Source organism: Bacillus sp. PK6-16 (genome assembly GCF_056530295.1).
Map to the genome: position 1 here is coordinate 2984758 of NZ_CP096511.1, position 12666 is coordinate 2997423.

The 12666-nt window shown below is 35.0% G+C and carries 14 protein-coding genes; 8 read left to right on the forward strand and 6 right to left on the reverse strand.

The features are described from left to right. Positions 1–32: 32 nt before the first annotated feature. From M1D66_RS15230 to M1D66_RS15240, 3 genes are all read right to left on the reverse strand, one after another. Positions 33–902, reverse strand: coding sequence for a sigma-70 family RNA polymerase sigma factor (locus M1D66_RS15230; protein ID WP_033692368.1), 870 nt, complete (start codon positions 900–902; stop codon positions 33–35). Continuing rightward, complete coding sequence (locus M1D66_RS15235; RefSeq protein WP_242554579.1) at positions 880–2190, reverse strand: phytoene desaturase family protein; 1311 nt, start codon at positions 2188–2190, stop codon at positions 880–882. Before M1D66_RS15235 ends, M1D66_RS15230 begins: the two co-directional genes overlap by 23 nt. A gap of 94 nt (positions 2191–2284) precedes the next feature. Next, positions 2285–2590 carry a luciferase domain-containing protein gene (locus tag M1D66_RS15240; RefSeq protein WP_006921730.1) on the reverse strand — a complete coding sequence of 102 codons (306 nt, stop codon included), beginning with the start codon at positions 2588–2590 and terminating at the stop codon, positions 2285–2287. A 243-nt stretch (positions 2591–2833) separates the two neighbouring features. Here M1D66_RS15240 and M1D66_RS15245 point away from each other — a divergent pair, with 243 nt between their 5' ends. Both M1D66_RS15245 and M1D66_RS15250 read left to right on the forward strand, forming a co-directional pair. Continuing rightward, complete coding sequence (locus M1D66_RS15245; RefSeq protein ID WP_242554580.1) at positions 2834–3466, forward strand: cupin domain-containing protein; 633 nt, start codon at positions 2834–2836, stop codon at positions 3464–3466. Between the two features lie 150 nt (positions 3467–3616). After that, complete coding sequence (locus M1D66_RS15250; RefSeq protein WP_089170973.1) at positions 3617–3799, forward strand: hypothetical protein; 183 nt, start codon at positions 3617–3619, stop codon at positions 3797–3799. Between the two features lie 247 nt (positions 3800–4046). Here the strand turns inward: M1D66_RS15250 and M1D66_RS15255 are convergent, their stop codons facing one another. Together M1D66_RS15255 and M1D66_RS15260 are read right to left on the reverse strand one after the other, a co-directional pair. Then, a complete protein-coding gene (locus M1D66_RS15255; RefSeq protein ID WP_242554581.1) occupies positions 4047–5342 on the reverse strand; it encodes an exosporium glycoprotein BclB-related protein in 1296 nt (431 codons plus the stop codon). A 557-nt stretch (positions 5343–5899) separates the two neighbouring features. Further along, entirely contained in the window at positions 5900–7126 is a 1227-nt protein-coding gene (locus M1D66_RS15260) for a DUF4183 domain-containing protein (RefSeq protein ID WP_242554582.1), read from the reverse strand. Positions 7127–7311: 185 nt separating this feature from the next. Here M1D66_RS15260 and M1D66_RS15265 point away from each other — a divergent pair, with 185 nt between their 5' ends. Next, positions 7312–7899 (forward strand): BclA C-terminal domain-containing protein, encoded by a 588-nt coding sequence (locus M1D66_RS15265; protein WP_242554583.1) that lies wholly within the window; start codon positions 7312–7314, stop codon positions 7897–7899. 366 nt (positions 7900–8265) lie between these two features. Here the strand turns inward: M1D66_RS15265 and M1D66_RS15270 are convergent, their stop codons facing one another. Then, positions 8266–8880 carry a helix-turn-helix domain-containing protein gene (locus tag M1D66_RS15270; RefSeq protein WP_130813712.1) on the reverse strand — a complete coding sequence of 205 codons (615 nt, stop codon included), beginning with the start codon at positions 8878–8880 and terminating at the stop codon, positions 8266–8268. A 55-nt stretch (positions 8881–8935) separates the two neighbouring features. Between M1D66_RS15270 and M1D66_RS15275 the strand changes: the two genes are divergently transcribed. The 5 genes from M1D66_RS15275 to exsF all read left to right on the forward strand — a co-directional run bounded on the left by M1D66_RS15275 (position 8936) and on the right by exsF (position 12548). Further along, complete coding sequence (locus M1D66_RS15275) at positions 8936–9520, forward strand: LysE family translocator (protein WP_016122493.1); 585 nt, start codon at positions 8936–8938, stop codon at positions 9518–9520. A 179-nt stretch (positions 9521–9699) separates the two neighbouring features. Further along, complete coding sequence (locus M1D66_RS15280) at positions 9700–10482, forward strand: glycosyltransferase family 2 protein (protein ID WP_000598284.1); 783 nt, start codon at positions 9700–9702, stop codon at positions 10480–10482. Positions 10483–10868: 386 nt separating this feature from the next. Beyond that, complete coding sequence (locus M1D66_RS15285; RefSeq protein WP_000774115.1) at positions 10869–11141, forward strand: hypothetical protein; 273 nt, start codon at positions 10869–10871, stop codon at positions 11139–11141. 242 nt (positions 11142–11383) lie between these two features. Continuing rightward, positions 11384–11668 carry a DUF4183 domain-containing protein gene (locus M1D66_RS15290; protein WP_001123247.1) on the forward strand — a complete coding sequence of 95 codons (285 nt, stop codon included), beginning with the start codon at positions 11384–11386 and terminating at the stop codon, positions 11666–11668. Between the two features lie 376 nt (positions 11669–12044). After that, positions 12045–12548 (forward strand): exosporium protein ExsF, encoded by a 504-nt coding sequence (gene exsF / locus M1D66_RS15295; protein WP_001257876.1) that lies wholly within the window; start codon positions 12045–12047, stop codon positions 12546–12548. Positions 12549–12666: the final 118 nt, after the last annotated feature.

Sequence of the window (12666 nt, forward strand, 5' to 3'; positions counted from 1 at the left end):
TAAAAAACGCATTTCTGAAGAAATGCGCTTTTTTATATTTTTACATTTAAATGCATAAGTTTTTCAGGATTAACCATCATATAAATATTTGAAATCTTCTCATCCTCAAATGCAAACGAAAGAACATATGTTACTTTATTATTTATTGTAACTATAACTCCTGGTATACCATTTACCATTTTGAAATCAACAGTGTACTCTTCTGTCAATCGTTGTGCAATCCCAAAGAACAAACGTATAATTCGATCTGCAGAATAAATTGGATTGATCGCAGTCGTAACTTTACCGCCACCATCAGCTTTGAATATAGCATCTGTTTTTAATACTTCCAACATACCTTCCGTATCCCCACACTGTAATGATGCTACAAACTTTTCAACATAAGAAGCCATTTTCTCCGTGCTTAATTTTGATTGCTTCGGTTTCTCCAACATGCTTTTTCGTGCACGTTGAAAGATCTTCCTGCAGTTCACACTACTCTTATCAACAATTGAAGCTATTTCTTCGTATTCATAACTGAAAACCTCTCTTAATATGAAAACAATTCTTTCTACCTCAGATAGTTGTTGTAAAAGTAATAAATATGCGGTGGAAAGGGATTCTTTCATTATAAATGACTTTGATGGCTCATCACTCTCTTCTACAAGTGGCTCTGGTAACCACATCCCTACATACACGTTACGTTTATGCGCTGCCGATCGTAATTTATCAATTGAACGATTTGTCGCCATCTTACATAAATATGCTTTCATATTTTCTATAGATTGTGGATCTTCTATATTATTTAGCGAGATAAATACATCCTGAACGATATCCTCAGCATCCATAACACTCCCAAGGATTCTGTATGATAACGAAAATAATAATGGTTGATACGCTTCATATAACTGCTCCGTTTCCATGATGAACTGCCTCACTTTCATATTGCTTTAAAATGTGTAACGCTGCACGTTTCCCGCTTGCTACCGCAGCATCAGCTAATATTTCATCATGCCCTGCCCAATCTCCTGCAACATAAACACCTGGCATTTCAGGTATATTAGGACCCGGCTTTTCAACACGGTCAATATGAGGAAAATCATGTACTACTGTTATTTTCGGTAAATATTGCTGTGCAACAACTTCTCTTTTCCAATTTGGATGTAACAACTCCATCGTACTTTCCAACTGTTCTTTATCTTCATGAATATGATTCATCTCTAGCACAGGATTATGGTACTTAATTAGACTCACTGCAATTGATCCGTCTTCACTTAATTTAGCTGCTCTCGATTGATTTGTGAAAAATATAGGTTGATCTAATCCTAATACAAATTGATGTATAGGATTGGGTAATTGTCTCAAGCCAATATCTAATGCACCAACAGTAACCGGTACCGATTGTTCACTCCATTTATGCAAACTTGTTCCTTCTGCACCTTTTATTATTTTACAAGCCTCTTTCGGCGGAGTCGTCACGATGACTGTACCTACTTCAAAAACCTCATCATCAACACAATGTATTCTTTGTTTACCTTCGGAATGCTCAATTTCCACAACATGCTTTTTAGCCAAAAACTGCACCCCGATATCATTCGCTATAGCTCTTAATTTTGTTATTATCGTCTCCCAACCACCATCTACATAAAGCACTCCTTCTTTTATAGAAAGCTGTATTTGCTTTAGTACAGATGATGCTAATTGTATTGTAGGAGCAAACGTATATGTTGTTGTCCGGCATAGCGCATAAAATATATTACGAACCATTGGATCTTTTATTTCATTTTCTGCCCATGTAGTTAGACTCATTTTCGGAACTTCTCCTACATCTAAATTTCCTAAACGAATCATAAGACGTGAGAATTGTACTTTTGCAGACCACGAAAGTAGTGGTGTTGATAAAATTGAGCGAAAATCTGTTGGGATGGTGAATATATCCCCTTTCCATATTCCATGTGCTTTTGTAGATGGTATTCCACCTGGAAGATTCAAACCGAGCTCATTAAAAGTTATAAATGCTGCCCCGCCTCTATATAAAGCATGTGCACCAAGATTCATGCAGATTCCATTTTTATTTATAGTCATCCCTCGGCCACCGAATTGACTGGATTTTTCTAATACAATCACTTTCTTTCCAGCTTTCGCTAAATATATAGATGCTGTTAATCCGGCAAGCCCACCGCCAACAATTGCTATATCAAATGTATTCATAATAAAATCCCTCCTTAATCGTTCTACATACAAGACGAACGATTAAGGAGGGATGTGACATAAAAATAAATTTTTATTATCCTACTTTGTTTCTTTACTTTTTAATTCGATCATATTGCATACGAAATAACTCAATTGCAAATGGAATATCCTCTTCACTCTTTAAATAATAACTGACCCATCCTGATTCAGGTAATACGTGATGTGGTTTTACCAATCCTTGCTTCACTAATTCATCTCGCTTTAACTTCGGAAATGGTAAATCAGCTAATTTATCACCATGAAGATGCCCAAGTTCTTTCTTACCATAATTTATTTCAATACCACCAAATCGATGCGGTTTTTCAGAAACACCCGCCCAGCTGAGTACTTCATTTCTAATCATTTCACTAAATGACATGAACATTCACTCCTTATAAATGATTGATGTAATTTTAAATTAACATTTTCATTACTTTTTTCCATCAATCCAAAGTATGAATGGGAATACGAATATAGTTTAATCTTTATACTTTATTCTTTATTCTTTATTCTTTATGGAATAAGTGAATTTATTAAGCTACCGACAACAGCACAAAACAAAGACTAGACACATATCCTAATTTTGTAACCTAACTTCCCTATAGAAAGGCGGGTAATATAATTGACTGCAAACATCGACTATACCTCCCCCTCAACCAATTTTACTTATGATGTAAATAAAAGTAATTTTTTTCGGAAAGATGCCCAAAATTATATAAATGTACTTGGTATTAAACAATTAAATACTTTAGAAAATACTTCATTATTAGATATTTATTTAAGTACAGGAAATGTTGTAGAACCACATATTCATCAAAATGCAGCTGAACTTGTTTATTGTATTTCAGGGTCTGCTGTTGTTTCTTTACTTAATCCATTTACGAATCAAATATTAAACTTACCGATAAAACCCGGGCAAGTTGCCAATATTCCACAAGCGTGGTGGCATTATGAAATTGCTACAGCAGATAATACTCATTTATTAGCTATTTTCAATGCCCCAGCGCCAGAAGTTATTTTCGGTTCTGATATTTTAAGATTAACTCCGGCTCATATGATGGCCCATACTTACTGCCTCAATGAACAACAATGGAAACAAGCGGTTTCCCCTATTCAATCAACTACCGTAATTGGTCCTCCGGCAAACTGCAATCAAAACCGTGAAATGAAAAATTATCCAACCCAGCCCCTCGCTCAACAACATAATCCGTATCCCCAAGATTCTTATTACTTTCCTCTTTACTGGGGCTATTAATTTGTAAATTTTTAAAAGAATCATCATTTATCTCCTAGGAAAATACCGAGGAGATTTTTTTATTGTATCTTCTCTTCCTATTAATAATAGTAACAATTGATAGTGTACATACATATAATATTTATATATTAAATTGGAGGTGATAGTACTATGAGTAATTATAACTATCGAAAAAACTACTCTTATAATAAAAATAGTAGCTCTTCAGCATCCTCTCAATCTTCCAATTCTCAATCTTCCAATTCTCAATCTTCCAATTCCCAATCGCAAAGAGACTTAGCCGAGCAAGGCTATGTAAAGAAAAAAGGATGTAACTGCAATAAAAATAAATAGTTTATTTTATGGATGAATTCTTTTTTTAAAGAATTCATCTTTTTTTCTGATCGAAAATTTTTAAAGTTACATAACTTATTCCTTAAATGAGAAAGGGTAAATTATACTTTTTTATACGAACTTAACAAAGAGTAATTGTTCAATTGATTTATTACTTATTTTCCAAAAAAATATAGTCCTTCCTAAATTTATTAGGAAGGACTATATACAAACCCCTGTTTAATTTCCTACTAAACATTGTAACAAATTAAACGATATTAATACCTGCACTTACAAATCCAGCAACTGCAGCTATTGGACTTGCTGCTGTTAATGAAACATATAACAGTATTTTATCCCCAGCTGCTACTGGAATAGCTTCAGGTATGATTCCTGATGCTGTAGAACCAATCGCTATTGCGGCAAATGCTGGTGTTAATAAAAGAGGTGCGCCTTGTACTGTAAACGTATTGCTTGCTGCAGGTGCAGTTAATATTTGTATTTGCACTTGAACAGGTGATAATGGAGCTAATGCAGCTGTTGCACTAAAGAAACCTGCTAATGACGTAATAACCCCTGCTCGTGGTGCTACAAATGCATAATCACCTACACCTAATGCTAATGTGATACTTGTTCCACCCGTTAATGCTATACCAGGCTGACTAAATCCAAATCCAAGAAGAGTTCCTGTATTAGCTACTAACGCATTAACTAACGCTGCTGGTGTTGTACCTGAAGCAAACGGAATAATAGCTCCGCCACCAGTTGCACCCGTTGCTCCTGTTAAGCCTGTTGCTCCTGTTAAACCTGTTGCTCCTGTTGGACCTGTTGCTCCTGTTGGACCTGTTGCTCCTGTTGCTCCCGTTGCTCCTGTTAAGCCTGTTGCACCAGTTAAACCTGTTGCTCCCGTTGGGCCTGTTGCTCCCGTTGGGCCTGTTGCTCCTGTTAAACCTGTTGCGCCACCAGTACCTGCTGGACCTGTCGCTCCTGTTGGGCCTGTTGGACCTGTCGCTCCCGTTGGACCTGTTGCTCCTCCTCCTGGACCTGTTGGACCTGTTGGACCTGTTGCTCCTCCTCCTGGACCTGTTGGACCTGTTGGGCCTGTTGGGCCGCCTCCTGGAGTAGCACCAATTAATTGAGTTAATAAGTTTAATAAAAGTTGTAAACTTGCAGGGTCAATAATTAAAGAGAAGAAGAATGGTGCAAGAGCACTGTAGAATTGTTGTAATAAAGAAAGTAATTGACTTAGATTTGGGTTAGGAGATTGTAGTAAATTAATAATACTTTGAATTAATTGTTTTAAGAAATTCCCTTCTGGAGAAGGTGCTAATTCATTTAGTAAGTTCAATAGTTGAGTAAACAAATTGAGTAAAGCTAATCTGTTTGCATCACTTGGATTTGCAAAAAACGCTGCAATAGCCGCTATTAAAGAGTTTAGTAAAGTAATTAATCTACCTAATTGCTCACTGGTAATTGGAACTGTTTGTGGATTGTTACAGCAATCTGGAGTGAAAACAATCGGATTATTGCAGTGGTTATGACCAAAACAATTATTGTTTGTCATTTATGTCCTCCTTACTTGTTTTATATTTGAGTTTTTCCTATTATAAGGATCATAAAGTTGTAAAAAAATATGTTATATATTGACTTAAAATAGGAAACATGAAATATAATTAAACTTACAAACGCTATTTAATTATGTTCATGACTCACATATTAATTATATGTTTTTAATAATTGACTGCTTAGATTAAATACCTAAACTTACGGGTTTATTTTATTTTTCCACGTTTATCTCTTAGGTTTAAATACACATATTAATTTGAATATACTCAACAATTAACAGTGCCATTTTTTTATATAAATATACATTATTTCTTTACTAAGATTGTGTTCTCTTTTTAAACATGAAGCCGTTTGTATTATAGAGAACTCTCATATAATATATTGAAAAATTCATTTTATATTTTATTCCAATACACTGTGAAAAGGATTGAAGTTAAAATCCCTATCATTCAACCATTTATGACAGCTAGAAATTGAATGTACCTTCACTTAATTTTAACTATTTAAATATAAAACAAAAAAAGACAGATTCCTTTTCATTAAGGATCTGTCCTTTTAATTAATAATGATAAATTGTAATATAATTGAAGATCCTTGCGATGGAGGTTGAGTATCCAATAAAGTTAATTTACCAGTACTCACCTCATATAATGGCTGTGGTTGCATTATTCCATTAATAAATAAATTAATATATGAAACTTCACTAGGCGATAATATATTCGTTGTACCATATTGAGGTATCCCATCGGCATCTGTATATATAAGTTTCTCTCCATCTGCAAAAGTATAATATAACAAATTGGTTGTTGTTATAGGGCCAATACCCCCGGTAGGACCTGTTGCTCCGGTTGGGCCCGTTTCTCCGGTTGGGCCCGTTATTCCAATTGGTCCCGTTTCTCCGGTTAGCCCGGTTACTCCAGTTGGGCCCGTTATTCCAGTCGGGCCCGTTTCTCCAGTTGGACCTGTTGCTCCGGTCGGGCCCGTTATTCCGGTTGGGCCTGTTATTCCGGTTGCTCCTGTTATCCCTGTTGTTCCCGTCGGTCCCGTTATTCCGGTTGCTCCTGTTATCCCTGTTACTCCCGTCGGTCCCGTTATTCCGGTTGCTCCTGTTATTCCGGTTGCTCCTGTTATCCCTGTTGCTCCCGTCGGTCCCGTTATTCCGGTTGCTCCTGTTATTCCGGTTGCTCCTGTTATCCCTGTTGCTCCCGTCGGTCCCGTTATTCCGGTTGCTCCTGTTATCCCTGTTACTCCCGTCGGTCCCGTTATTCCGGTTGCTCCTGTTATTCCGGTTGCTCCTGTTATCCCTGTTGCTCCCGTCGGTCCCGTTATTCCGGTTGCTCCTGTTATTCCGGTTGCTCCTGTTATCCCTGTTGCTCCCGTCGGTCCCGTTATTCCTATTGCTCCGGTTACTCCGGTTGCTCCTGTTATTCCGGTCGGTCCCGTTTCTCCGGTTGCTCCTGTTATTCCGGTCGGTCCCGTTTCTCCGGTTGCTCCTGTTATCCCTGTTACTCCCGTCGGTCCCGTTATTCCGGTTGCTCCTGTTATCCCTGTTGCTCCCGTCGGTCCCGTTATTCCTATTGCTCCGGTTACTCCGGTTGCTCCTGTTATTCCGGTCGGTCCCGTTTCTCCGGTTGCTCCTGTTATTCCGGTCGGCCCCGTTATTCCAGTCGGCCCTGTTGCTCCTGTTGGAATATAAATTGGTGGAAGAATCGGAAATGTAGGTCCAATATTTTCTGGTCCTATCATCCCCTTATTCAATGATAAATTGTCATTGCGTTTCAATTTAATACCTCATTCCACATGTTTTTTAATTCATACACATCATTATGACCCTATCATTAAAGAATAACTTTATAACTATTCTCTTTTTCCTTCCCAAAGAATTATTACATATATTAAACATTTTACCGTTGCTATAACCGCTTTAATTAATATAATAAATTAATCATTCTATTTAAAAAGATGAGGTGATTTATATTCAAGATAATAATGAAATTAGAAAAAAAGAAATAATGTCAATGGCCCTTGACATTATTTTCCCTTACAGGCTTACTGGACCTACGGGGCCTACTGGAAGTACTGGGCTTACCGGGAGTACTGGGTCTACCGGAAGTACTGGACCTACCGGAAGTACTGGTTCAATCGTTACAACAAACTCTATGTTCGCTAATAATACATCAGGTGGTCCTGTTTCAGTCATATTAGGAGGAACAAACATTCTACTTTCAAATAACCAAAGTCTTGGTAATTTTACAGTTAACGCTTCAAATGACGTATTTACAATTCCTGTAACTGGAAGATATCATTTAACCTATCAAGTTAATACGACAACCGCTCTACTTGCTGGAACTAGACTACTATTAAACGCTTCTACGCCAATTCCTGGCTCTATTTTTTCTCCCGCTTTATCAACTTCAAATTATAGTAATAATTTAATTACTAATTTAAATGCTGGTAATACAATTTCACTACAATTATTTGGTATATTATCCGTCGTGAATTTAGTTGGAGGTGGATCAACAGGTGCCTCTCTTACAATTATACGAATTGATTAAAAAATGATTCATTCTTTTTATAATAAACAATCTAAATACTCAATTGATAAATATTACGATAGTGATTAAGTAATAAAAATAAATTGTACTATATCCATAGTAGAAAACATCTATACTAAATTTTCCGTATATATATTATCAATTTACACTTCCCCCATGTCGATGTTACATTAAAGATGAAGATCGTTTCTTCTTTACAGACCATCTCAATATGTATTTGAGGAACATCTCCAATCCTATACGCGAGAGCAATACTATATTGACACTCAATTGAGTGTCTTTTTTTATATTCAAAAAAATAAAACCATCTCTTATAGATGGTTTTAACAATACACATTTACTTTTACTCTTTATATTATTGCCAGCTTATAAAGCTGGATAATAAATAGTCATACTTAACCGAGTTAATGTTCTTCCTGAATTAGTATAAGTATGCGGTCTATCCGCCTTAAAGCGAATTGAGTCTCCATTATTTAACGTATATTGACAATCATTTATGTCAATTGTCAATTTCCCTTCAAATACCGTTATAAACTCTTCTGTTCCTTCTTTATGCGCTTCTGAACTTAATTTCCCTTCTGTATCAATTTCAACCATATAGATTTCAAAATTCCTATCATCTTGGAAAGGAAATGAGGGATACACCTTATATCTCCCATTGTCTTCAGACAATACTTGAACATCATTTCGTAAAACTACTTTCGTATCAGGCTGTGGATTATTAATTAAAGAGGTAAATGATACTTTCAAACCATTAGCAATTTTCCATATTGTTGTTAGTGTCGGGCTTGAATCTCCTCTTTCTATCTGTCCAATCATTGTTTTACTTACACCTGTTAATTGAGAGACCTTTTCTAAACTTAATTTTTCTTTTTCACGTATTGATTTTAAATTTTTTGCCAGAATAAGTTGAATTTCTTCCATAAAAAACACTCCTACACTGTATACAATATAACGACCGTTATGTATAATAAAAAGCACACGTTATATTGTTCTTTTTGGTCATTATAACACACAAAAAATAGGGGGTTTTGAAATGCCTATATTTTCTTTTTTGTTATTTGTATTTATAAGTAGCTTCACACCTGGTCCCAACAATTTCTTAGCTATGACATACGCAAATCAACATGGATTAAAGAGAAGCATAAACTTTTGCTTTGGAGTAGCATTCGGTTTTTTCATCCTCACTTCTTTATGCAGTTTCTTTAATATTGTATTAATTAATATTATCCCTATAATTGAATTTCCTTTAAAAATTTTAGGTGTCGCGTATATGCTATATTTAGCCTTTAAAATAATTACTAGTAAAGGCGGTGCAGATCACAATGAAAAAAATAATAAAAACTTATTTACAGTGGGTATTTTCATTCAATTTGTTAATCCAAAAGGAATATTATTCGGACTCACAGTAGTCTCTACTTTTATACTCCCCTACTACAATTCATATTCAAGTTTTCTGCTTTTCTCATTATTTCTAGGTATAGTCGGTTTACTGAGTACATTTAGTTGGAGTTTATTTGGTTCAATATTCCAAAAATTATTAGTAAAACATAACCAATTATTCAACATCATTATGGCTGTTTTATTAGTTTTCAGTGCCGTTTCAATCGTTATACACTAATTCGATGCTCATTTTAGATTTTGTACTTTTTAATACCACTCTTTATCAATCAGACTACTTTATATACTAATCCATCCACATACCCTATGTGGTTTAAAACTTTTAAGAGGAAACCTTCTAACAATAGGTTTCCTTCCATATCATATTAAATAAGAAGCAGGTTAAATACGGAGGTGATTTTGATTAAGACTACTTTAATTTCTCATTTTTACAATGAAGAATATTTACTTCCATGGTGGTTAATGCACCATACAAAGCTATTTGATCATGGCATTCTTATTAACCGTGGATCCACTGATCGTTCAGTTGAAATCTGTAAAACATTCGCTCCTAATTGGGAAATACGAAACTCAAAATCACTCGAATTTGATGCTTATTTAGTTGATCAAGAAGTTATGGAAATTGAAAGAGAAATTACAGGATGGAAAATGGTATTGAATACGACAGAATTCCTGTGCTGTTATAATAAAGAACAATTTTTCAAATCACTTAACACTATGAGCGGCAATATGTTTTCAATAAGAATGATTATGATGATTGATGAACCGACTCATGGCTACACTAATCCAAGATATAGCTCTCCGCTTGTTAAACAACGTTATCACGGCATAATAATTCAACCTAATCCAAACCAACTATATCTTAACGGTAGATTAATTCACAATAATTCGCACGGGAACTATAGAGTCGGGAGACATGGTTCGCATTATCCTTATAGCATTTACATGGAACCTGCTTTTATTTTTAAATTTTTTTATAGTCCATGGAACGATGCAATGAAAAAACGAAAATTACAAATTGGGCCGACTCTTTCTCAACATAGTGTACGACGCGGATTAGGTTCTCATCACTTAACAACAATTGAAAAATTAGAAAAAAAATACAAATACTATGCAACCTTAACTACGGATCTCCGGTTATTCCCAGAATACCAAATTATATTTCCTGATCTTTGTCCTTAATGTCATGAATATTTAGTTTCGTCATCCATCCGTTTTTTATTAACATACCAACTCCAACTAAATACTTTTCTCTAGTAGAAATCTGAGCTAGGACGCTTGCAGCACGCAAATTCCTCTTATTTAATCTCGTATCACTAGCCTATAATCTTTCATACCATTTCATTAAGCACTTGATGTTGGATCAGAAATAAAAAATCGTAATTCATTTGGAAAATTTTCAATTTCAGATTATATACCTTCTAAAACAAAAAATTCAAACAATAGAACCTAAACTAATGTTTGAAGTTATGGCTTTATTTTTTTCTTATTATTCACTTTAAAATCTTTTTATAATAATATTGAAAAATACGGTATAATATAAATTACTGTTCTTTAGGAGGATCACAATGGCTGATAAGTATAAATTTTTTATTCTCATTGTTACCGCATTTTTTTCATTCTTTTCTTTAATAAAAGATTTCCGCAACACTTCAAAAAGTTTCTTTTGGGGTAGTTTTATCATTCTTACAAGCTTCATGATACTATTAATACATGCTCTAGATTTAACTCAAATACTTTTTTATCCAAAGCAAATTGCGCTTGAATTTATTACAATACCACGTAAATTATTTCTACCATCTGTCACTGAGGCCGCCAGTTTCCCTCCAACACTAAGATAATAATTTGATTAAGAGCTCTTTCTAAAAGAGCTCTCTTTTTTAACATAAACATACCATATACAAAATCCAACCTTAACCACTTAATTACTTATAAGAACCTAACTTATAAAACGCATAATAATTATACTTATTTACTAGTATACAAGCCGTATCTCTTAGTAGAAGCACAGCATAATATACGATACAGGACAAAACTTTCAAAAAACTTGTCTAAGTTAATTCTCAAAAAGGGGTGAATATAAATGCCTATCGTTAAACCTTTTATAGCCGGAAGACGATTTGTAAGTACAGCCGCAACAGGAACTGCTGCTGGTGCAGATTTAACTTTTGCTAACACAGACTTCACTGATGACACTGGTGCTGTAACAACATTCCCTGCTTCTTATGCCTTTTTAACACTTTATATTAATGGTGTTATTCAAACAGGTGATACTATTACTGGTGTGACTACTACAGCTGCTACTATTGTAGGAGGAGCAGTCCTAGATGGAGGCACTCCTATCGCAATTGAATTTACTATAACGTAAATTTAGTTGTCTTTTTAGAGGTTTCATTAAAAGAAACCTCTAATTTTAAAAATTCACATCAATTTTAGTAGCAACTACATAATACAGTGCAAATACTAGATAGAATGATAGAAATTTATACTCACTCTCAAAAAGAGCACTTATCTGTAGTGATCTTTTTGAGAGTGCAATAATTTTGCGCCTATTTGCTCTTGGAGAACCTACTAAGCAGTTAGCTAACTGCTTTTTCCATATAGTATTTATTATTATTCATAGCTTTATCCGTAATAGTAATGCTTGTGCACTATCTACTATAAATTTTCATATATTGTATTATGCTTGTCCAAAATGTGAAGTTAATACTCACGAAATCTAAATACAAGAAAGGAGTGAAAATATGCGCTCATCCATTCGTAAATTCGCTAATTTTAATTGTGAAGCACAAGCACCTAGTACACTACCTGCCCTAGGTTTTGCCTTCAATGCTACTTCACCTCAATTTGCAACATTATTTACACCACTACTATTACCTAGTACAGGCCCAAATCCTAATATTACTGTCCCTGTAATCAATGATACAATTAGTACTGGAACTGGTATTAAAATTCAGGTAGCTGGTATTTATCAAATTAGCTATACATTAACGATTAGCCTTGATAACGTTCCATTAGCCCCGGAAGCAGCACGCTTTTTCTTGACATTAAATTCATCGACTAATGTTATTGCAGGATCCGGAACCGCAGTCCGTTCTAATATTATCGGAACTGGTGAAGTCGATGTATCAAGTGGTGTCATTCTAATTAACTTAAATCCTGGTGATTTAATTCAAATTGTCCCCGTTGAAGTAATAGGTACAGTAGATATTCGTTCTGCAGCGTTAACAGTTGCGCAAATTCGTTAATAAAGTGAAACTTTAATCAGCCCTCACCAATCGGACTTTACGGGCAGTCCAGCCCCCGCCTAACTTCTTTGCTTCTGCTGAATTTTGAGGTGGGGGTCTTACTACCCGGCAAATAGCA